The 19,425-nt window shown below is 69.5% G+C and carries 21 protein-coding genes; 13 read left to right on the top strand and 8 right to left on the bottom strand.

Annotation, left to right across the window (positions count from 1 at the left end; all coding sequences use genetic code 11):
- Positions 1–90: 90 nt before the first annotated feature.
- From DD542_RS09010 to DD542_RS09025, 4 genes are all read right to left on the bottom strand, one after another.
- On the bottom strand, positions 91–1,314 hold the full coding sequence (locus DD542_RS09010) for an efflux RND transporter periplasmic adaptor subunit (protein WP_127805223.1): 1,224 nt from the start codon (positions 1,312–1,314) through the stop codon (positions 91–93).
- Positions 1,311–3,680, bottom strand: coding sequence for an ABC transporter permease (locus DD542_RS09015; protein ID WP_127805225.1), 2,370 nt, complete (start codon positions 3,678–3,680; stop codon positions 1,311–1,313). Before DD542_RS09015 ends, DD542_RS09010 begins: the two co-directional genes overlap by 4 nt.
- A 10-nt stretch (positions 3,681–3,690) precedes the next feature.
- Positions 3,691–4,440: an ABC transporter ATP-binding protein gene (locus tag DD542_RS09020; protein ID WP_127805227.1), complete on the bottom strand. Its 750-nt coding sequence runs from the start codon at positions 4,438–4,440 to the stop codon at positions 3,691–3,693.
- A 63-nt stretch (positions 4,441–4,503) separates the two neighbouring features.
- The gene (locus DD542_RS09025; protein WP_127805229.1) at positions 4,504–5,373 is read right to left on the bottom strand and encodes a LysR substrate-binding domain-containing protein; all 870 of its coding nucleotides are present in this window, start codon (positions 5,371–5,373) and stop codon (positions 4,504–4,506) included.
- Positions 5,374–5,462: 89 nt separating this feature from the next.
- Here DD542_RS09025 and DD542_RS09030 point away from each other — a divergent pair, with 89 nt between their 5' ends.
- Both DD542_RS09030 and DD542_RS09035 read left to right on the top strand, forming a co-directional pair.
- Positions 5,463–6,185 (top strand): AzlC family ABC transporter permease, encoded by a 723-nt coding sequence (locus DD542_RS09030; RefSeq protein ID WP_164868372.1) that lies wholly within the window; start codon positions 5,463–5,465, stop codon positions 6,183–6,185.
- A complete protein-coding gene (locus DD542_RS09035; protein WP_127805231.1) occupies positions 6,175–6,483 on the top strand; it encodes an AzlD domain-containing protein in 309 nt (102 codons plus the stop codon). The genes DD542_RS09030 and DD542_RS09035 overlap by 11 nt, the downstream gene beginning before the upstream one ends.
- A 6-nt stretch (positions 6,484–6,489) precedes the next feature.
- Here the strand turns inward: DD542_RS09035 and DD542_RS09040 are convergent, their stop codons facing one another.
- Together DD542_RS09040 and DD542_RS09045 are read right to left on the bottom strand one after the other, a co-directional pair.
- Positions 6,490–8,472, bottom strand: coding sequence for an acyltransferase family protein (locus DD542_RS09040; protein WP_127805233.1), 1,983 nt, complete (start codon positions 8,470–8,472; stop codon positions 6,490–6,492).
- A 54-nt stretch (positions 8,473–8,526) separates the two neighbouring features.
- Positions 8,527–9,423, bottom strand: a complete 897-nt coding sequence (locus DD542_RS09045; protein WP_127805235.1) for a LysR family transcriptional regulator ArgP — start codon at positions 9,421–9,423, stop codon at positions 8,527–8,529.
- Positions 9,424–9,496: 73 nt separating this feature from the next.
- On the opposite strand from DD542_RS09045, the gene DD542_RS09050 reads away from it, so the two are divergent.
- Genes DD542_RS09050 through DD542_RS09060 form a run of 3 tightly spaced genes read left to right on the top strand, consistent with a single transcriptional unit; the run spans position 9,497 to position 11,390 of the window.
- A complete protein-coding gene (locus DD542_RS09050; protein ID WP_206610786.1) occupies positions 9,497–10,189 on the top strand; it encodes a LysE/ArgO family amino acid transporter in 693 nt (230 codons plus the stop codon).
- 29 nt (positions 10,190–10,218) lie between these two features.
- On the top strand, positions 10,219–10,749 hold the full coding sequence (locus tag DD542_RS09055; RefSeq protein WP_066158213.1) for an FMN-binding negative transcriptional regulator: 531 nt from the start codon (positions 10,219–10,221) through the stop codon (positions 10,747–10,749).
- A gap of 5 nt (positions 10,750–10,754) precedes the next feature.
- Positions 10,755–11,390 (top strand): FMN-binding negative transcriptional regulator, encoded by a 636-nt coding sequence (locus tag DD542_RS09060; RefSeq protein WP_127805237.1) that lies wholly within the window; start codon positions 10,755–10,757, stop codon positions 11,388–11,390.
- Positions 11,391–11,422: 32 nt separating this feature from the next.
- Here the strand turns inward: DD542_RS09060 and DD542_RS09065 are convergent, their stop codons facing one another.
- Positions 11,423–12,082, bottom strand: coding sequence for a glutathione S-transferase family protein (locus tag DD542_RS09065; protein ID WP_127805239.1), 660 nt, complete (start codon positions 12,080–12,082; stop codon positions 11,423–11,425).
- Between the two features lie 134 nt (positions 12,083–12,216).
- On the opposite strand from DD542_RS09065, the gene DD542_RS09070 reads away from it, so the two are divergent.
- On the top strand, positions 12,217–13,110 hold the full coding sequence (locus DD542_RS09070) for a DMT family transporter (protein WP_241559733.1): 894 nt from the start codon (positions 12,217–12,219) through the stop codon (positions 13,108–13,110).
- Between the two features lie 36 nt (positions 13,111–13,146).
- Here the strand turns inward: DD542_RS09070 and DD542_RS09075 are convergent, their stop codons facing one another.
- Positions 13,147–14,091, bottom strand: a complete 945-nt coding sequence (locus DD542_RS09075) for a LysR family transcriptional regulator (protein ID WP_127805241.1) — start codon at positions 14,089–14,091, stop codon at positions 13,147–13,149.
- A gap of 105 nt (positions 14,092–14,196) precedes the next feature.
- On the opposite strand from DD542_RS09075, the gene DD542_RS09080 reads away from it, so the two are divergent.
- The 7 genes from DD542_RS09080 (at position 14,197) to DD542_RS09110 (ending at position 19,419) form a co-directional block, all read left to right on the top strand.
- Positions 14,197–15,123, top strand: coding sequence for a ketopantoate reductase family protein (locus tag DD542_RS09080; protein WP_127805243.1), 927 nt, complete (start codon positions 14,197–14,199; stop codon positions 15,121–15,123).
- On the top strand, positions 15,120–15,530 hold the full coding sequence (locus DD542_RS09085; protein WP_127805245.1) for a VOC family protein: 411 nt from the start codon (positions 15,120–15,122) through the stop codon (positions 15,528–15,530). Before DD542_RS09080 ends, DD542_RS09085 begins: the two co-directional genes overlap by 4 nt.
- Positions 15,531–15,535: 5 nt before the next feature.
- Positions 15,536–16,003 carry a MaoC family dehydratase gene (locus tag DD542_RS09090; protein ID WP_127805247.1) on the top strand — a complete coding sequence of 156 codons (468 nt, stop codon included), beginning with the start codon at positions 15,536–15,538 and terminating at the stop codon, positions 16,001–16,003.
- Positions 16,003–17,226 carry a CoA transferase gene (locus DD542_RS09095; protein ID WP_206610787.1) on the top strand — a complete coding sequence of 408 codons (1,224 nt, stop codon included), beginning with the start codon at positions 16,003–16,005 and terminating at the stop codon, positions 17,224–17,226. The genes DD542_RS09090 and DD542_RS09095 overlap by 1 nt, the downstream gene beginning before the upstream one ends.
- A 9-nt stretch (positions 17,227–17,235) precedes the next feature.
- Complete coding sequence (gene aroE, locus DD542_RS09100) at positions 17,236–18,057, top strand: shikimate dehydrogenase (protein ID WP_066158200.1); 822 nt, start codon at positions 17,236–17,238, stop codon at positions 18,055–18,057.
- Positions 18,058–18,110: 53 nt separating this feature from the next.
- Positions 18,111–18,794: a TetR/AcrR family transcriptional regulator gene (locus DD542_RS09105; RefSeq protein WP_066158198.1), complete on the top strand. Its 684-nt coding sequence runs from the start codon at positions 18,111–18,113 to the stop codon at positions 18,792–18,794.
- A 91-nt stretch (positions 18,795–18,885) separates the two neighbouring features.
- Entirely contained in the window at positions 18,886–19,419 is a 534-nt protein-coding gene (locus DD542_RS09110; RefSeq protein WP_179130023.1) for a TRAP transporter small permease, read from the top strand.
- The last annotated feature ends 6 nt before the right edge of the window (positions 19,420–19,425 follow it).

Here is a 19,425-nt window from a genome sequence, read left to right on the forward strand (position 1 = left end):
CACGAAACATTCATGGCGCACTGGATCAAGGTGAGGTGAGTCTAGTCAATTTTGGAAATTTGGTCAATTTCGTTAAGTTGAAAAACAGTACTACGACTGACCTCTTCTGACCTTCACCGGCTGCCCATCCCTCATCTCACTCCCCGGATAAAGGATCACCGCCTCCCCGGCCTTCAGCCCGTCTTTCACCCACGCACTCTCCGCGTTGCGGTCGCTGAAGGTCACCGCCCTCGCCCGGGCCTTGCCCGCTTCCACCACGAACACCTGCCAGCCTTCGCCCTGGCGCACCAGCGCGGCCGAGGGGACGAGCAGCGCGCCGTCCTGGGCCGACACGGTGATGCGCGCGTCGACGCGAAAGCCGTCGCCCAGCTTCTGCAGTTCCTCCGGCGGCGCCTGGAGCGCGACCGTGACGTTGACGCGCTGTTCTTCGATGCCCAGGGCCGAGGTCTTGGTGAAGGCGACCGGGTCCACGCGCCCCACCTGCCCGGCCAGCGGCGGCTGGTTGCGGCCGGTGGACAGCTGGACTGCGGCGCCTGCGGCGATGCGCGGCGCGTCGCCGGAGAGCACGTCGATCACGGCCTCCATGGCGCCGGTGTCGCCGATTTCCAGCAGCGGCGCGCCGGCCTGCACGGGTTCGCTGCTGTCCTTGTGCAACTTGAGCACACGGCCGTCGACCGGGCTCTTGAGCGACCACAGGCCTTGCGCGGCGCCGCTCGGCTCGGCACGGCCCAGCGCGGCGCGGGCTTCGCTGGCGGCGTGGCCGGCGGCGGCCTGTTCGGCCTGCGCGGCTTTCAGGGCCTGGGCCGCGGCCTCGCGCGCCAGGCGGCTCTGGTCGCGGGCGGACGGGGCGATGAAGTTGTCCTTGGCGAGCTGCGCAGAGCGCTCTGCTTCGAGCGTGGCCTGGGCCAGTGCGGCCTGGGCGCGCTGCACGTTGGCACGGGCAGCGGCCACAGCGGCGTCGGCGCTGCCCACGCGCTGCTGCAGCACGCTGCGGGTGCGCGCGTCGATCATGCCGGGCGCATTGGGCGTGAGCACGGCCACCACGTCGCCCGCCTTCACCGCGTCGCCCACCTTGAGCGTGGGCCGCTGCAGCTGCGCGGCGGTGGGCGCGGTGACCAGGTAGCGCTGCTGCAGGCGCAGCTGGCCGTCTTCCTCGATCACCTGCTCGAAGCGGCCTTCGGCCACGGTGGCGGTTTCCACGTCCAGCGGACGCGGGCGGTAGGAGGCCCAGAGAATGGCGGCCAGGGCCGCAAAGGCCAGTCCGCCGATGAGCCAGCGGCGTTTTTTCGCCGCTCCGTTGTTCGACTTGTTCATTCGCGTACCTTCAAGACAGAGACCAGATCCAGACGGTCGATGTGGCGGCGCACCAGCAGGGCACTGGCCACACCGGCGGCCAGCACGATGAGCGCGGCCGAGGCGTAGGTGGACGGTTCGATGACCACCGGAAAATCAATCGCGTCGCTGGCCATGAGCTGCATCATCAGCGTGGCCAGGCCCCAGCCGGCCAGTGCGCCCAGCGGCAGCGCGATCAGCAGTTCGGCCGCCAGCTCGGCCAGCAGCAGCACCGAGACCTCGGCCCGCGTCATGCCCAGCACGCGCAGGCTGGCCAGTTCCCAGGCACGCTCGGAGAGGGAAATGCGCGCCGCGTTGTAGATGATGCCCACCGCCATGGCCACGGCGAACAGCGTGAGGATGCCGCTGAACACGCCCATGTTGCGTTCGGTGCGGTGGTTGAACTCGGCCATGGAGCTGGCCTTGTCGAACACCGAGTTGATGCCCGGCGCCGCCTTCACCGCGGCCCAGAAGGCGGGCATGGCGGCCGGGTCCACCTGCAGCGCCGCGTCGGCCACGCCGTCGCCATCGCCGGCCAGGCGGTTGAGGGTGTCCAGGTTCATGTAGAGCAGCTGGCCGAACATGGTGCGCGCGATGTCAACCACCTCCACCTCCACGCTGCGCCGGCTCCACAGGCGGAACTGCAGCGTGATGCGGTCGCCCACCTGGGCGCCGAGCTCGCGCGCCAGCAGGCCCGAGAGCACCACGCCGTGCGCCGGCAGGGCCAGCGCGCCGCGGTCTTCGTCCACCAGGCGCATCAGCCTGGCGTTGCCCCGCAGGGCCATCACCGCGGTGTCGTTGCTGCGCCCGCGCAGCGTCACCTTCACCGGCTCGGTGCGGTAGACCTCGGCGTCGAGCACGCCGGGCAGGCGCTGCAGGTCGCGCACCACGGTCACGGGCACCGGGCGGTGGAAGTTGACCAGCACGTCGCCCTGCTGCACCTGGCGGAACTGCACGTCCACGATGTGGGCGATGGCGTCGAGCCAGAAGGCGCCCGAGATTTGCAGTGCCACCGCCAGCGCGATGCCGGTGACGGTGAAGGCCGCCCGCAGCGGCCGGCGTTCGAGGTTGCGCACCACCATGCGCGCGCTGGTGGACAGGAAGCGCCCCAGGCCCAGGCGCTCGACCAGCGTGGCGGTGTAGGCCGGCGGCGCGGGCGGCAGCATGGCCTGCGCCGGCCGCAGCCGCACCACGGCGTGGATGGCGGTCCAGGTGCCGGCGGCGGCGGCCAGCCCGGCGATGGCGGCCGAGAGCAGGACCAGTGTGGTGTCGGTGGCGTAGGCCAAGCGGTTGAAGCGGAACACCTCGTCGTACAGGCTGAGCATGCCGCGGCCAATCAGCTGGCTCAGGCCCAGGCCCACCACCACGCCCAGCCCGGCGATGACCAGCGCGAGCTGGGTGTAGTGCCACGCGATGGCGCCGTCGGTGTAGCCCAGGGCCTTGAGTGCGGCAATCTGGCTGCGCTGCGTGGCCACCTGGCGGCTGAGCACCACGTTGAGGATGAACATGGCCACGGCCAGGAAGATGGCCGGCAGCACCGTGCCCATGACCTTGAGCTGCGCCAGTTCGTCGCTGACGATCTTGGTAGAGAGCTGGCGGTCGCGCCCCACCGCGCCGATGCTGCCGTAGGGTTCGAGCAGGCGGTCCAGCGGCGTGAGCACGGCGCGCTCGGGCACACCGGCTTCGAGCCGCAGCGCGGCCTGGTTGAACGCGCCCTGCATGTCGAACAGCTCGGTCGTGCGGGCGCCGTCGATCCACCAGATGCCGAAGCCCGTGTCGTCGGGTGCGCCGCCCTGCGAGGCGAACACGTACTCGGGCGTGGCGGCCGTGCCCACCAGGTGGATGCGCTCGCGCCGGCCATTGAGGATGGCGTGCACCACGTCCCCGGGCTTGAGCTGGCGCGCGGCGGCGAAGCGGTCGCTGACCAGGGCTTCGAGCTGGGCGCCGCGCTCGGGCCAGCGGCCCTGCTTGAGGCTGAGCGCGTTCAGGCCCTGGCGCCCGGCCTGCGCGGCCGAGAGGTCCAGCCCGATGAAGCGGCCGGTGACGGGTTGCACCACCTCGGGCAGATCGACCTGGGCGTCGAATACCACGTCGAGCTTCACCTCCGCCACGCCGGGAATGGAGCGGATGCGTTCGCCGAGCGACACCGGCGCGCGCTTGATGCCGGCGAACAGGTCGGCCAGGCGGTTGTCGGCGTAGAAGGCGTCGCGCGAGGTCTTGAGCGAGTCGTGCACCGCGAACATGCCGACGAAGCCCGCCACGCCGATGGCCACCACCACCGCGATGGTGAGCACCTGGGCGCGCAGACGCCGCAGGTCGCGCCAGAGTTTGGTGTGGAGGGTGCTCATCTTGTGTGTGTCACCACCGCAGCGTGGACGCGGCCACCTTGTGGGGGTTCACATGGCTTTCGACGATGCGGCCGTCGGCCAGGCGCAGCACGCGGTCGGCCATGTCGGCAATCGGCGCGTTGTGGGTGATGACCACCGTGGTCGTGCCCAGCTCGCGGTTCACGCGCTCGATGGCCTGCAGCACCATGACGCCGGTGGCGCAGTCCAGCGCACCGGTGGGTTCGTCGCAGAGCAGCACGGCCGGGCGCTTGGCGATGGCCCGCGCAATGGCCACCCGCTGCTGCTCGCCGCCGGAGAGCTGCGAGACGAAGTGGTGGCGCCGCTCGGCCAGGCCCACCAGCGCCAGCGCCTCGGCCGGGTCCATCGGGTCCTCGGCCAGGTCGGTCACCAGGGCCACGTTCTCCTCGGCGGTCAGGCTGGGGATGAGGTTGTAGAACTGGAACACGAAGCCGACGTGCTCGCGCCGGTAGCGCGTCAGCTCGGCGTCGCCCGCGCCGATGAGCTCGTGCACCTGCCCCTCGTGTGTCCAGCTGGCCGAGCCGCTGGTGGCCGTGTCCAGCCCGCCCAGGATGTTGAGCAGCGTGGACTTGCCGCTGCCCGAGGCACCGAGCAGCACCACGAACTCGCCGCGCACGATGTCCAGATCGACGCCGCGCAGCGCGTGCACCGCCGTGTCGCCCTCGCCATAGGTCTTGGTCAGGGCTCGGGCGGTGAAGACGGAGCCGGCGCCGGGTTGGGAAACGGGATCGGAAACGGTCATGGCGCTATGTTCGCGCAAACGGGTCACAGCTGGCTGACATGCGTCAAGGCACCTTGCAGGCCCTCAGCCCGCCGCCGACTGCCGCAAGGTCTTCACCAGCAGGTCGTGCAGGCCGTCCACCGCCTTGTTGCCGCGCGATTCGCGGCTGCGGTAGACGCCCACCTCCATCGGCGTCAGCGGTCCCAGGCCCTGTTCGGCGCCCAGCACCTGCAGGTGCGGCGGCGCGCTGCACTGCGTGAGCACCGCCACGGCCAGGCCGCTGTCCACCGCCGCGATCTGCCCGGCCAGGCTGGAGCTGTTGTAGACCACCTTGTAGCGCCGCCCCTGCTGCGCCAGCGACTGGATGGCACCGCGCCGCGCCAGGCTGGCCTCCTCGTACACCGCGATCGGCAGCGGGTCGCGCCGCCACAGCTCGAACTGCGACGAGCCGACCCAGACCATGGGCTCATGGAACAGCAGGGTGCCGCGCCGCGCGTGGTCGCGCGAGACCAGGGCCAGGTCCAGATCGCCGCGCGCCACGCGCGGGATCAGAGAAGGCGACTGCTCGCAGTGCAGCTCGATCTCGACCCCGCTGTGCTTGGGTGCGAAACGCTTGAGCACCGGCGTGAGGTACTTCGCGGCATAGTCGTCCGGCACGCCCAGGCGCACGCGGCCGGTCAGCTCGTCGCCGTGCAGCGCGGCCTGTGCCTCGGTCTGCAGGTCGAGCATGCGCCGCGCATAGCCCAGCAGGGTCTGGCCGTCGGGTGTGAGCTGCAGCTTGCGCGGCCCACGCTCCAGCAGGCGCCGGCCGACCGCGTCTTCCAGTTTCTTGAGCTGCATGCTCACGGCCGACTGCGAGCGGTGCACCTCGCCAGCCGCGGCCGACAGTGAACCGGCGTCGACCACCGCCACAAAGCACCGGAGCCAGTCGATCTGCAGATCCTGCGGGGTCATGGGCAACGTCCTTGCATGCGGTTATCGAATGGAAACGATGAGAATTTTGCGCTTTTCGGGATTCATGAAACCCGGCACAGTCTCGCCCCATGACAGCTTCTGACGACGTTCTTGCACAAAGCGCCCTCACCCGCCCGCTGGTGTGGTCGGGTTTCCGGCAGATGGTGCCGATCGCCCTGTTCGTGCTGGTGTTCGGCGCGGCCTTCGGCCTCGCCTCCCTGCAGCAAGGACTGGACACCCCATGGGCGGTGCTGATGAGTTCGGCCGTGTTCGCCGGCGCGGCGCAGTTCGCGGTGCTGGACCTGTGGGGACCGCAGGTGCCGCTGCTGCCCCTGGCGCTGACCGTGTTCGCCATCAATGCGCGCCACCTGCTGATGGGCGCCACGCTCTACCCCTGGCTGCGTCAGCTGCCGCCCGCGCGGCGCTATGGCGTGATGGCGCTGGCGTCGGATTCCAACTGGGCGCTCGCCATGCAGGCCCTGGGGCGCGGACAGCCGGGCCTGGGGCTGCTGCTGGGCGGTGGCCTGGCGCTGTGGGTGTTCTGGATCATCGGCACCGTGCTGGGCACGCAGGTGGGCAGCCTGATCGCCGACGCGCGGCGCTGGGGCCTGGACATGGTGATGGGTTGCTTCCTGCTCGCCATGGTGGTGGGTGGCGAGAAGAACCTGCGCATGCTGCTGATCTGGGTGGCGGCGGGCGGCGCGTCGATCGCGGCCTGGCACTGGCTGCCGGAGAACAGCCACGTGGTGACCGGCACGCTGGCCGGCGGCTTGCTGGGCCTGCTGTGGAAGGAGAAGAGCGATGAGCGTTGAATCCACCGGCTGGGGCACCCTGCTGATCGTCGCCGTGATGGCGCTGGTGACCCTGGCCACCCGCTGGGGCGGTGTGTTCGTGATGTCCTACGTGCCCATCGGGCCACGCGTGCGGCGCTTCATCGCGGCCATGTCGGGCTCGGTGCTGGTGGCCGTGCTGGCGCCGATGGCCGCGCAGGGCGACCTGGGCGCCCGCGCGGCACTGGCCACGACCGCCCTGGTGATGCTGGTGCTCAAGAAGCCGCTGCCGGCCATTGCGGCCGGGATTGTCGCGGCGGCCCTGTTCAGGCAGTTCTGAGCGCGCTCAGGGCTTGAGGATCAGCGGCGCGATCTGCTCGACGTAGTACTTCACCGCGGGCAGCGTCAGGTGCCCGTAGTCGTAGCTCAGGGGCACCGAGGACCCGGGCTCCATGCGCGTGAGGCAGCCCTGGCGGTTGCAGAAGTAGTCCATGCCGGAGATGAACTCGATGCCCATGGCCTTGGCGCGTTGGCGCATCTCGGCGGTGGCGGCCTTGACGTGGGGGTCGAGGTACTCATCACCCAGGCGCAGCGGAATGCGCTGCTGCTCGCGCCACACCTTCAGCAGCAGCTTGGGCAGGTCTTCGCGCCAGTAGGGCACGGCGCCGAGCAGCACGATGCGCTTGACGCCGGCCTTCTTGAGCTCGGCCACGGTGGGTTCCAGGCCCGAGGTGTCCTTGTAGCGGCCTTTGACCTTGCCCTCGTGCCACCACGCATAGAGCACGACGATGTCGGGCTTGCTCTCGCGGATGACGCGGATGGTGTCGTCGTTCAGGCTCTTGCACAGCGGGCGCGGGTCGATGCCCAGGATGGGCGGGCAGATGGCCGCGGTGCGTTCGCCCAGGCCGAAGCTGTACTTGCCGCTGTCCTGCAGCGCCTTGAAGCCCGGGTAGAGCGAGCCGGCGTGCGAGTCGCCCCAGAGGAAGACCAGCGGGCGCTTCTGCTCGACGCAGAAGGGTTTGTAGTGGCTCGCCGGCAGCTTGTAGTCGAGCATGCAGTCGCCGTCGCGCCAGCCTTCGATGATGGCGGGCCGGCCGCCCTTGGACGAGAGCGTCTTGAGCAGGGCCTGGATCTGTTCGGGCGTGCCGTCCTGCCCCGGCTGGTTGGCCGCCAGGCGCTGCAGCCGCTCGGGCTGGCCGTCCTGCTTGTAGATGGTGAAGCCGGTCAGGCCCGTCATCGCCACCCCGGCACTCAGCGCCACGGTGGTGAAGCGCCACTGGCGCCAGTGGCCGAAGCGGATCGGCTTTTCCACCAGCCGGTAGGTCAGCCAGGCCAGCAGCACAGCCAGCAGCACCCAGCCGACCTGGTGCAGCGCCGGCGGCACGCCGCCGTTTTCGATGTGCGGGTAAGCCAGCAGCGGCCAGTGCCAGAGGTAGAGCGGGTAGCTGATCAGACCGATCCAGACCATGGGCTTGCTCGACAGCACGTAGCGGTTGAACCAGCCGCGCGGGCCGGCGGCGATCATCAGACAGGTGGCCAGGGTGGCTGCAAAGGCCCAGCCGCCGGGGAAGCGGCGTTCGGGATCGAGCTTGACCATGACGGCGGCCATCAGCACCACACCGGCGGTTGAGAGCCATTGCACCCGGGCTCCGGCATGCTGCACCGTGGTGCCCGGTGCGGGGCGGCTGGCGGCCAGGAAGGCGCCCATCATCATTTCCCAGAAGCGCCCCAGCGGGTTGTAGAAGGCCGGGTTCGGATCGTCGAGACGCACCAGCCAGAGGTTGAACGCCAGCGAGGCCAGCAGCAGGGCTGCGATCCAGATCCGCTTGGGTTGGCCCACGCGGTGCAGCACCACCAGCACCAGCGGCCAGAACATGTAGAACTGCTCCTCGATGGCCAGCGACCACAGGTGCAGCAGCGGCTTTTCGACCGCCGAGGCGTCGAAGTAGCCGGCCTCCTGCCAGAAGGCGAAGTTGGACACGAAGAAGCTGCCCGCCAGCGCGTGCTTGCCCACCGCCTTGTATTCCAGCGGCGAGAGCACGAACCAGCCGTAGGCCAGCGTGGACGCCAGCACCAGGAACAGGGCCGGGAAGATGCGCTTGACGCGCCGCGCGTAGAAGTCCGCGAAGCTGAAGCGGTTGCGGGCCAGGTTGTCCAGGATGATCGAGCTGATGAGGTAGCCCGAGATCACGAAGAAGATGTCCACACCGACGAAGCCGCCCGGGAACAGCTCGGGAAACGCGTGGTGGATCACGACGGCAGAAACGGCGATGGCACGCAGGCCATCGATGTCGGAGCGGTAGTTGTCTGCGTGTGGCAGGTGGGACATGTAACAGGGTCGGGGAACAACAGGGGGCGCAGCATCCTAACAAAGGACGCCGGCTCACCCGGGCCGCAGGGCCTCCCGCGCGGCGGCCACCATCCGCCGGGTCAGCCCGTCGAGCAGGCCGGATGCCGCCCGCGCCGTCTGCCAGTACAGCGGCACATCCAGCGGCGTGCCGGGCGCCAGCTCCACCAGCGTGCCCTCGGCCAGGTGGGGCTCGATCATGCCCTGCGGGAACATGCCCCAGCCCATGCCGGCCAGCGCGGCGGTGACGAAGGCGTGCGACGAGGGCAACGTGTGCCGCGGCAGTTCCACATGGCGGTGGCACAGGCGCCGCACCCAGCCGGCCTGCAGCTCGTCCTTGGTGTTGAACAGCAGGCTGGGCGCCTGGGCCAGGCTGCCTGCGCCCACCCCCTGCGCAAAGTGCTGTGCCACGAACGCCGGGCTGGCGGCGGCCAGGTAGCGCATCACGCCCAGCGGCTGGCTGTTGCAGCCGGTGGCCGGCCGCGCGGTGCCGGTGACGGCGGCCACCACCGCGCCGGTGCGCAGCCATTCGGCCGTGTGGTCCTGGTCGTCCACGCTCAGCTCCACCAGCACCGGCGCCTCGGCCGCGAACGCCGCCAGCGCGGGCGCGAACCAGGTGGCCAGGCTGTCGGCGTTGACGGCCACCGGCAGGTGGACCCGCGCCCCGCCCTCGGGCGCGATGGCGGGCAGCGCGTCGGTCAGTTCCGCCTCCAGCAGGCGCACGCGGTCCACGTGCTGGCACATGCGGCGTCCGGTGTCCGTGGGCCGGCAGGGCTGGCCGCGCACCACCAGCGCGCAGCCCACGCGCTCCTCCAGCAGGCGGATGCGCTGCGAGATCGCCGACGGGGTGACGTGCAGCGCGCGCGCCGCGCGATCGAAGCTGCCCTCGCGCACCACAGCGGCCAGGGCGTTGAGGGCGGCGTAATCGAGCATGGATTCAGTTTCTCTAAAGCAGATGAAGGAAAGACAGTTTGTCTTCATCCACCAGCACTGGCAAGCTCGGCCCATGTTGTCCACGTCTTTCGCCCAGGCGCTGCCCGTGTTCGTGCAGGGCCTGCTGCTCTGCTTCGGTCTCATCGTCGCCATCGGCGCGCAGAACGCCTTCGTCCTGCGCCAGGGGCTGCGGCGCGAGCATGTGGTGCCGGTGGTGCTGTTCTGCGCCCTGGCCGACGCGGTGCTGATCAGCGCCGGTGTGCTGGGCATGGCCCAGGCGCTGGGACGGCACCCGGCGTTTGCGCAGGCCATGGCGCTGGCGGGCGCCCTCTTTCTGGCCTGGTACGGCTGGCAGGCGCTGCAGCGGGCCCGGCTGTTCGGCCCCCACGCTCCACCGCAAAGCGGGTCGCTGCCCCCCGGGGGGGCTGATCCGGCTTGGGGCGGCCCGGCGCCGGATCGGCTCTCTCGGGGCGCCGCGATGGCCCAGGTGGCGGCGTTCACCCTGCTCAACCCGCACGTCTACCTGGACACGGTGATGCTGATGGGCAGCATCGGCGCCCAGCAGCCGGCCGGCCTGCGCGGCTGGTTCATCGCCGGCTCCAGCCTCGCCAGCCTGGTCTGGTTCTGCGGCCTGGGCTTCGGCGCGCGTTGGCTGGCGCCGCTGTTTGCAAAACCCCGCGCCTGGCAGGTGCTGGACGGCCTGATCGGCCTGACCATGTGGGCGCTGTCGGTGCTGCTGCTGCGGCACGCGCTGCAGGGCAGCTGAGCCCGGCCGGCACCGCCCTCTATCTATATATGTACGTCCCCCCGCACCACCGCTTCGACGACCGCGCCGCGCAGCTCGACCTCATCGACGCGCACCCGCTGGGCACCTGGGTCTGCCTGGGCGCGGACGGCCTGACCGCCAGCCACCGGCCCTTCGTGCTGGACCGCACGCGCGGCAACCACGGCACACTGAGCGTCCGGATCGATCCGGACGACGCCGGGGGGCGCGCGGTGCAGGCCGGTGCCCCCTCGCTGGTCGTGTTTCATGGACCGCAGGCCTACATCTCCCCCGGCTGGTACCCCGGCAAGGCGGAACACGGCCGCGTGGTGCCCACCTGGAACTACGTGGTGGTCCATGCCCATGGCGCCGTGCGGTGGACCGCCGATGGTGCGGGCATCGAGATCGCCATCCAGCGCCTGGAAGGCAAGCTCAAGGCCAGCCAGGACGAAGCGCGCGCCGACCGCGAAGGCACCGTCGTGGGCCTCACCGCCTCGGGCTCCGAGGCCGCACGCACAATGGCTGCACTGGTGCAGCACGCACTGAACACATCCCCCCACTGACCACCATGTACCTGCCCACCGCCTTTGAAGAACAACGCCCGGAAGCCCTGCACGCACTCATGCAGGCGCACCCGCTGGGCACCCTGGTCACGCACGGCCCCGACGGGCTGGACGCGAACCACATTCCCTTCGAACTCGACACCGCCGTCGGACCACACGGGCTGCTGCGTGCCCACGTGGCGCGCGCCAACCCGGTGTGGCAGCAAGCGGCCGACACCGAGGTGCTGGTGGTCTTCCGGGCCGCCGACGGCTACATCTCGCCCAACTGGTATCCGAGCAAGGCCGAGCACCACAGGCATGTGCCGACCTGGAACTACGCGGTGGTGCACGCGCACGGCGTGCTGCGCGTGCGCGACGACGAGCGCTTCCTGCGCGGGCTGGTGGCGCGGCTCACGCGCGAGCACGAGGCGCGCTCGCAGCAGCAGAAGCCCTGGAAGATGGGCGACGCGCCCACCGACTACATCGACGGACTGCTCAAGGCCATCGTCGGCCTGGAGATCGAAGTCACCCGGCTGGTGGGCAAGTACAAGCTCGGCCAGAACCGCGAGGAGCGCGACCGCCTCGGCGCCGCGGCGGGCCTGGAGGGCTTGGGGAACGTGGAGGCCGCAAAGGCCATGCGCGAGGCAGGAACCCCTTCCTGATCCGCCGGCACCATGCGCGCCGCGGCTGAGGCTCAGTCCCTGTCCGGCGCACCCAGCGGAAAGAGCGACCTGTAAGGCCGCGCTTCGTCCACCGCGCGGGCGAACGACGGGCGTGCCAGCAGGCGCGCGCGGTAGGCGCGCAGCAACGGGTGCGCCTCGGCGATCGGGTGCACCCAGTCGGCGTAGAACAGCGAAGGTGCTGCGGCGCAGTCGGCCAGCGTGAACGCATCCCCCGCAGCCCAGGTCTTGCCGGCCAGGTGCCCTTCGAGCCAGGCATAGGCCCGCTCCAGCCGTTCGCTGGCGATGGCCCGCCCCTTGTCGACCGTCATCGGGTAGCGCTGCAGCGCGGTGTCCACCGCCAGCTGCACCGCACTCATCACGTACAGATCGAAATACCGGTCGAGAAAGCGCACGTCCAGCGCGGCCATCGGGTCGGCGGGCAGCAGGCGCACGGGACCGGGGTGGGCCAGCTGCAGGTATTCGATGATCAGGCTGGTCTCGACGACCTGGCGTTCTCCGTCCAGCAGCAGCGGGAACCGGGCGATCGGCCAGCGCCGCAACCAGTCGACCGTGTGCTCGGGCGTGTCGGGCCCGATGCAGCGGAATTCAAACGCTGTGCCGTTCTCGTACAGGGCGATGAGCGCTTTCTGTGTGTACGAAGAGAAGGGGTGACCGTAGAGGGCGAGCGGCATGGTGTGACCTGTGAAGGACGACCGTCGGTGGAGGGCCTGCGCCGCCACTGTAGCGGAGCGGGCGCGACGCACACCTGTTCACCCTGTCGGTCACAGGACAGCCCGGCGAAGTGTTCAGCCCCACAATCGGCGCGGTGAAAACACGCCACTTCGCGCAGCTCGTCGCACTCTCGGCCCTCTGGGGCGCCTCCTTCATGTTCATCCGCATGGCCGCGCCGGTCATGGGGCCCTGGGTACTGGCCGCCGGCCGGGTCGGCCTGGCCGCCCTCACCCTGGTGCTGCTGATGTCGGTGCTGCGCCATGCCTGGCCCTGGAAGGAGTGGCGCATGCTGGCAGTGATGGCGCTGCTGTCCGTCGCGGCGCCGTTCATGCTCTACGCCTGGGCCGGCCTGTACCTGCCGGCGGGCTACAGCGCACTGCTCAACACCACGGCCGTGCTGTTCGGCACGCTGTCCTCGGCCTGGTTCAAGGAAGACACGCTGACCGCCCGCAAGCTGCTGGGCTGCCTGATCGGCTTCATCGGGGTCGGCCTGATCGTGCGGCTGGGCCCGGTGCCGCTGGACGGCACCACCCTGGTCGCGGCCCTGGCCTGCGTCTGCGCCGCCGCCTGCTACGGCCTGGCCACGCCGGTGATGAAGCGCGCCACCGCGCGCATGCAGCCGCTGTCCATCGCCGCGGGCATCCACGTGATGGCCCTGGTGCTGGTGCTGCCGGGCGCGGCCTGGCAGTGGCCGGAGGCCCGCTTCACCGGCGCCACGCTGGCGGCCACCGCGGTGCTGGGCATCGTCACCTCGGGCCTGGCCTACTGGGCGCACCTGCGCATCATCCGCAACGTGACGCCGGTGGCGGCCATGAGCCCGGTGTTCATGATCCCGGTGTTCGGCGTTGCGTGGGGCCACCTGTTTTTGGGCGAGGCGCTGTCGCCGGGCATCTTTGCCGGCGGGGCGCTGGTGCTGGTGGCCTCGGCGCTGGTGACCGGATTCAACCCGCTGCGCCGCATCTTCGGCGTCACCGACCCGGCCCCCTGAGCGGCCCCACGGGATCGGCGCACCGAAGGGCCTGCCTCACCGTGGCACCTCCGTGTCGTGGGCCGACATCACCCGGGTGGTGTCCATGAACAGCTCGGCACACACCCCGCGCAACCAGCGGTTGGCCGGGTCTTGCTGAAAGCGGGCATGCCAGTGCTGCTTGACCACAAAGGTGGGAATCGGCACCGGACACGGCAGCACCTGCAGCCCCGCCGAACGGGCCAGGGTCTCGCCGATGTGGCGGGGCAGCGTCGCCAGCAGGTCGGTGGTGGACAGGATGGCCGACAGGCCCAGAAAGCCCGGCAGCTTCAGGCTGATCTGCCGCTCCACGCCCCGCTCGGCCATGGCTTTTTCCAGCAGCAGCTGCCCAGTACCGGAGACGATGCCCACATGGGCCTCGCGGCGGTACTGCGTCAGCGTGAGGCGCCCCTGGAGGCGCGGGTGCCGGGCGTTGGCCAGACACACCCAGTCCTGGATGAACAGCGCCTGCTGAAAGAAGCCCGCGTCCAGCCGGGGGATGAGCCCCAGCGCCAGATCGGCCTCGCCCGATTCCAGCGCCTGCGCGATGCCCGGGTGGAGGGCCGCCGCCTCCAGCTGCACCTGCGGCGCAAGCGCACGCACGTGGGTGAACAGGCGCGGCAGCAGGGTGATGTGGCTCGCGTCCGTCATGAAGAGGCGAAAGCTGCGCCGGGCCGTCGCGGGGTCGAAGCCCGCCTGCGCCTCGGAGAGGCGGCGCAGCCCGTCGAGCACCTCGCGCACGGTGCAGATCAGCGCCTCGGTGCGCGGCGTGGGCTGCATGCCCTGCGGCGTGCGCACGAACAGCGGGTCGCCCAGCTGCTCGCGCAGGCGCCCCAGCCCGATGCTGATGGTGGGCTGGCTCTGGCCCAGCACTTCGGCGGTGCGGGTCACGCTGCGGGTGCTGTGCAGCGTGTCCAGCAGGCGCAGCAGCCGCAGGTCGATCAGCGGAATGTCCGGGTTCATGATGGGTCTTGCATATTGACGAATGCAATGAAGTGTATTGAATCCATTCGATAGACGACATAGCAGGAGACACCCAGAATCCGCCCCCATCGACAGGAGACGACAGTGAAGATCGCGGTTCTGGGCGCAGGCGCCCTCGGTTGTGCCATCGGCGGCACCTTGGCGCAGGCCGGCAACGGCGTGGTGCTGATCAACCGCCATCCGGCCCAGGTGGACGCCATCAACACCCGCGGCCTGGTCATGCGCACGCCGGACGGCGAGCAGGTGGTCCGCACCGTGACCGCCGCCACCAGCGCCGCGGGCCTGGCCCCGGTGGACCTGGTGATCGTGCTCGTCAAGTCTTTCCACACCGAGGCCGCCATGTCGTCCGCCACCAACCTGGTCGGCGCGGACACCACGGTGCTCTCGCTGCAGAACGGCCTGGGCCATGAAGACGTGCTGGCGGCCATCGTGGGTCGCGAGCACGTGCTGGCCGGCAAGACCTACGTGGGCGGCGTGATGCTGGCGCCGGGCCACATCATCAGCGGCACCAGGGGCAAAGAGACGCTGATCGGCGAACTCGACGGCACGGTCAGCGAACGCGCGCAGCGCATCGCCGCCACCTTCAACGCCGCGGGCCTCGCCACTACCGTCAGCGACAACATCGTCGGCACCATGTGGGACAAGCTGCTGATCAACGTGTCCACCGGCGCACTCAGCGGCATCACGCGCCTGTCCTACGGCCCGCTCTACGAGATTCCCGAGATCGAGGCCACCGCGGTGGCCGCGGTGCAGGAGGCCATGGACGTGGCCGCCGCCAGCGGCGTGACGCTCAGCATCACCGACCCGCGCGAGGCCTGGCGCAAAGCCAGCGCCGGACTGCCGGCCGACTTCAAGACCTCGATGCTGCAGAGCCTGGAAAAAGGCTCGGTCACCGAGATCGACTTCATCAACGGCGCCGTGGTGCGCTGGGGCCAGCGCTGCGGCGTGCCCACCCCCGTCAACCAGACCCTGGTCGCCTGCATCAAGGGCATCGAAAGGACATTGGCATGAGCACCCCCTTCACACCGCCGACCCGCGCCTACGTCGAACACGTGGCCGTGCGCGTCCGGGACATCCACTGGCACATCCGCTTCTTCTACGAGGTGCTGGGCATGGACGTGCGCGAGATCGACGGCCCGACCGACGACCCGCGCCAGTACTGGACGCTGGGCGGCCTGCAGCTGATGGCCACGCCCGATTTCGAAGCGCCACCGAGCAACGACGCCGGCTGGCTGGCCCATCTGGGCGTGATGGTGGACGACCTGGAGGCAGCCCTGAAGGCCGCCGAACCCTGGGGCGTGAAGGCCCTGCCGCAAGGGCGCAACTGGCTGCAGCTGCCCGATGGCCTGGCGGTCGAACTGATTCAGGCCACGCCCGGCAGCGTCGCCGCTGCCCTGGCTGTCCAACCCCGGGGCTGAACCACATGACCACACCCACCACACCCGAAAAGTACTGGGACGACGCCCGCGACGGCGACACCTGCACCAGCCCGACCTACACCGTCACCAAAGAACGCATCCTGGCCTACGCCGACCTCACCGGTGACCACACGCCGGTGCACGTGGACGAGGCCTACGCCAACGCCAGCCACTTCGGCTGCATCGTCGCGCACGGCCTGTTCGGCCTGTCGATCGCCGATGGCCTGAAAACGCAGAGCGACTACCGCTTCCTGCCCGGCATGTCGCTGGGCTGGACCTGGGACTTCCTGCTGCCGATCAAGGTCAACGACGTGCTGCACGTGAAGTTCAGCGTCACCGGCCTGCGCGCCAGCAAGAGCCGGCCCGGTTGGGGCATCGTGGTGCTGCCCAGCGAACTCATCAACCAGCACGGCCAGGTGGTCCAGAAGGGCGAACACCGCCTGATGATCCCGCGCCGCCCGGGAGCGTTCTGATGCAGGCCCTTCCCCTCTCCGGCGTCCGCGTCATCGACTACAGCCACTTCCTGGCCGGTCCCTACGTCGGCCGCTGCCTGGCCGCGCTGGGCGCCGAGGTCATCAAGGTCGAACGGCCCGGCAGCGGCGACGCAGGCCGCCAGCACGCCCACATCCTCGACGACCAGCAGAGTGGCTACTTCCTGCAGCTCAACATGGGCAAGCAGGGGGTGAGCGTGAACATGAAGGACCCGCGCGGCAAGGCCTTCATGCAGCAGCTGTGCGACAGCGCCGACGTGTTCATCGAAAACTACCGCCCCGGCGCGCTGGACAAGCTGGGGCTGGGTTATGCCGAGCTGTCGGCGCGCAACCCCCGGCTGGTGTACTGCTCGATCTCGGCCTACGGCCACACCGGGCCCGACGCGCACCGCGCCGGCTTTGGCCTGATCGCCGAGGCCAAGAGCGGCATCATGCAGATGGTGGGCACGCCGGGTGAGGCGCCGCCGCTGCTGCGCATCTCGCTGGGCGACATGTACACCGGCATCCACGCGGTGGCCGCCATCAACGCCGCCCTGCTCGGCCGCGTGACCAGCGGCAAGGGCCAGCACGTCGACATGGCGCTCTACGACACGCTGGTCTCGATGCACGAGTACGCGGTGCAGTGCTACACGCTCTCGGGCGGCACCGTGCTGCCGCAGCAGACCGGGCACGACATGCCGACCTCCACGCTGTACGGCGTGTTCCGCGCGCAGGACGGCGACCTCGTGATCGCCGCCCAGGTGGACGACGCCTGGAAGCGCTTTGCCGCCCTGGTCGAACAGCACGGCGGCCCCGCCGGCTTCGGTGCCGATGCGCGCTTCCACGACGCCAACGGGCGCAACACGCACCGCCTGGAGATCCTGGCCGTGGTCAAGCCCTGGGTGGCGGCGCGCACTGTGGCCGAGGTGCTGGCCCTGCTCGACGGCATCGACGTGCCCTCGGCCAAGGTGCAGCGCATCGACGAGGTGCTGGCCGATCCGCAGATCCAGGCGCGCGGCATGGTGCTGGAGCAGCAGCACCCGCGCTACGGCACGCTGCGCCTGCCCAACCTGCCGTTCCGCTTCTCGGACTGCGACACCAGCGCCCCCATGCAGCGCGTGGCGCCCGACCTGGGCCAGCACAACGCCGAGGTGGCCCGCTCGCTGGGCTACAGCGATGCCGACATCGCCACGCTGCAGACAGACGGCGTGCTCTTCTCTAAATAAGGAGACCCCATGTCAGACGCCTACGCCGTCATCGGCAACCCCATCGGCCACACCAAGTCGCCGCTGATCCACGGCCTGTTCGCCGAGGCCACCGGGCAGGACATGGTCTACACCGCCATCGAAGGGCGCATCGGCCAGTTCGCGGCCGACATGGACGCCTTCCGTTCTACCGGCGGACGGGGCATGAACGTCACCGCCCCATTCAAGCTCGACGCCTTTGCCTGCGCCACCGAACACTCGCCGCGCGCGCAGATGGCCGGCGCGGTGAATGCGCTCAGGTTCGACGGCGAGCGGGTGATCGCCGAGAACTTCGATGGCGTGGGCCTTGCGCGCGACGTCGTGCACAACCTGGGCCACCCGCTGAAAGGCAAACGCGTGCTGGTGCTGGGCGCGGGCGGTGCGGCCCGTGGGGCCCTGCTGCCTTTTCTGGCCGAAGGGCCAGCCGGACTGGTGATCGCCAACCGCACCGTGTCCACAGCCGAAGCGCTGGCAGAGGCGGCGAGCGCACACGGCCGGGTGGTGGCCTGTGGCTACAGCGACCTCGAAGGCCTGGAATTCGACCTGGTGTTCAACGCCACCTCGGCCAGCCTGCGCGGCGAGCTGCCGCCGGTGCCGGCCACGGTGTTCGCACCGGGCGCGCTGGCCTACGACCTCGCCTATGGCAAAGGTCTCACGCCCTTCCTGCGCCTGGCACAGCAGGCCGGCACGAAGCAGCTGGCCGACGGCGTCGGCATGCTGGTGGAGCAGGCCGCCGAGGCCTTCGCCTGGTGGCGTGGCGTGCGCCCCGACACGCGCGCCGTCATCGACCTGCTGACCGTGCCGCTGGTCTGACCGGAACACACACCGAAGTCACCAGATGAGCCACCTGACCCTATACTGCCGGAATGAACGAACCAGTACATTCCCGGAGGCAGGTGGTTCGCGGCAAGGCCCACGAGGCCAAGGCCACCACCCGCACCAACGACCCCGAACGCACCATGGCCAACATCCTGGAGGTGGCCATGAACGAGTTCGCCGAGAAGGGACTGGCGGGCGCGCGCATCGATCAGATCGCCGACGAGACGCACACCTCCAAGCGCATGATCTATTACTACTTCCAGAGCAAGGAAGGCCTGTACCTGGCCGCCCTGGAAGAGGCCTACCGGCGGGTGCGCACCACCGAGAGCGAGCTCAATCTCGACGACCTCGACCCCGAATCCGCGCTGCGCCGGCTGGTCGAGTTCACCTTCGACCACCACGCGGGCAACGAGCCCTACATCCGCATGGTGATGTCGGAGAACATCAACCGCGGCCAGTTCCTGGCCCAGAGCAAGAGCATCCAGGCGCTCAACCTCAAGGCCATCTCGGCCATCGAGAAGCTCTACGCCCGCGGCGTCGAACAAGGCATCTTCCGCCCCGGCCTGGACCCGGTCGACATCCACGCCTCGATCTCCGCGCTGTCGTTCTTCAACGTCTCCAACCGCCACACCTTCGGCCTGATCTTCAAGCGCGACTTCACCTCGCCCACGATCGCCACGCACCGCCGCGCGTCGATCGTCGAGATGGTCACGCGCTTCGTCAAAAAGTAAGCCACTGCGGCCGGGGGTTTAGGGAAACTCCTGATATCTGAAAAACTAACCAGTTCGTACATTACGAACCTCAACGATTCGGAGACACTCCTTGGTCCAGAAACTCATCAACGGCTACTGCCGGCTGCTGGCCGTGCTCATGGTCCTGTCGCTCGCGGCGATGGTGGTCATGGTGTTCGGCAACGTGGTCATGCGCTACGGCTTCAACTCCGGCATCACCCTCTCGGAAGAGCTTTCGCGCTGGCTGTTCGTGTGGATGACCTTCCTGGGTGCCGTGGTCGCCATCAACGAGCGCGGCCACCTGGGCACCGACTCGCTGATCTCGCGCCTGCCGGTGGCCGGGCAGAAGTTCTGCCTGGGCCTGTCGCTGCTGCTGATGCTGTTCATCTGCTGGCTGGTCTTCAAGGGCTCGCTGGAGCAGACCAAGATCAACTGGGAGTCCACCAGCGCCGTCATGGAAACCTCCATGGGCTACTTCTACGCCAGCGGCGTGGTCTTCGCCGTGCTGGCCGCCCCCATCCTGCTGCTGAACCTGGTGCGCCTGGTCACCGGTCAGATGCCCGACAGCGAGCTGATCGGCATCCGCGAGTCCGACGACATGCCGCACGGCGACCCGCACCCCTGATCAGCG

It is taken from the genome of Hydrogenophaga sp. NH-16 (assembly GCF_004006415.1).
GTDB lineage: Bacteria > Pseudomonadota > Gammaproteobacteria > Burkholderiales > Burkholderiaceae_C > Hydrogenophaga > Hydrogenophaga pseudoflava.

Excerpts from the sequence above, each read along its gene's own strand:
- DD542_RS09040 (WP_127805233.1), bottom strand. The coding sequence starts at position 8,472 with ATGTCCCACCTGCCACACGCAGACAACTACCGCTCCGACATCGATGGC.
- DD542_RS09015 (WP_127805225.1), bottom strand. The coding sequence starts at position 3,680 with ATGAGCACCCTCCACACCAAACTCTGGCGCGACCTGCGGCGTCTGCGC.
- DD542_RS09050 (WP_206610786.1), top strand. The coding sequence starts at position 9,497 with ATGTTGTCCACGTCTTTCGCCCAGGCGCTGCCCGTGTTCGTGCAGGGC.
- DD542_RS09075 (WP_127805241.1), bottom strand. The coding sequence starts at position 14,091 with ATGAACCCGGACATTCCGCTGATCGACCTGCGGCTGCTGCGCCTGCTG.
- DD542_RS09105 (WP_066158198.1), top strand. The coding sequence starts at position 18,111 with ATGAACGAACCAGTACATTCCCGGAGGCAGGTGGTTCGCGGCAAGGCC.
- DD542_RS09010 (WP_127805223.1), bottom strand. The coding sequence starts at position 1,314 with ATGAACAAGTCGAACAACGGAGCGGCGAAAAAACGCCGCTGGCTCATC.
- DD542_RS09085 (WP_127805245.1), top strand. The coding sequence starts at position 15,120 with ATGAGCACCCCCTTCACACCGCCGACCCGCGCCTACGTCGAACACGTG.
- DD542_RS09045 (WP_127805235.1), bottom strand. The coding sequence starts at position 9,423 with ATGCTCGATTACGCCGCCCTCAACGCCCTGGCCGCTGTGGTGCGCGAG.
- DD542_RS09065 (WP_127805239.1), bottom strand. The coding sequence starts at position 12,082 with ATGCCGCTCGCCCTCTACGGTCACCCCTTCTCTTCGTACACACAGAAA.
- DD542_RS09055 (WP_066158213.1), top strand. The coding sequence starts at position 10,219 with ATGTACGTCCCCCCGCACCACCGCTTCGACGACCGCGCCGCGCAGCTC.
- DD542_RS09090 (WP_127805247.1), top strand. The coding sequence starts at position 15,536 with ATGACCACACCCACCACACCCGAAAAGTACTGGGACGACGCCCGCGAC.
- DD542_RS09020 (WP_127805227.1), bottom strand. The coding sequence starts at position 4,440 with ATGACCGTTTCCGATCCCGTTTCCCAACCCGGCGCCGGCTCCGTCTTC.
- DD542_RS09030 (WP_164868372.1), top strand. The coding sequence starts at position 5,463 with ATGACAGCTTCTGACGACGTTCTTGCACAAAGCGCCCTCACCCGCCCG.
- DD542_RS09060 (WP_127805237.1), top strand. The coding sequence starts at position 10,755 with ATGTACCTGCCCACCGCCTTTGAAGAACAACGCCCGGAAGCCCTGCAC.
- aroE (WP_066158200.1), top strand. The coding sequence starts at position 17,236 with ATGTCAGACGCCTACGCCGTCATCGGCAACCCCATCGGCCACACCAAG.
- DD542_RS09025 (WP_127805229.1), bottom strand. The coding sequence starts at position 5,373 with ATGACCCCGCAGGATCTGCAGATCGACTGGCTCCGGTGCTTTGTGGCG.
- DD542_RS09035 (WP_127805231.1), top strand. The coding sequence starts at position 6,175 with ATGAGCGTTGAATCCACCGGCTGGGGCACCCTGCTGATCGTCGCCGTG.
- DD542_RS09095 (WP_206610787.1), top strand. The coding sequence starts at position 16,003 with ATGCAGGCCCTTCCCCTCTCCGGCGTCCGCGTCATCGACTACAGCCAC.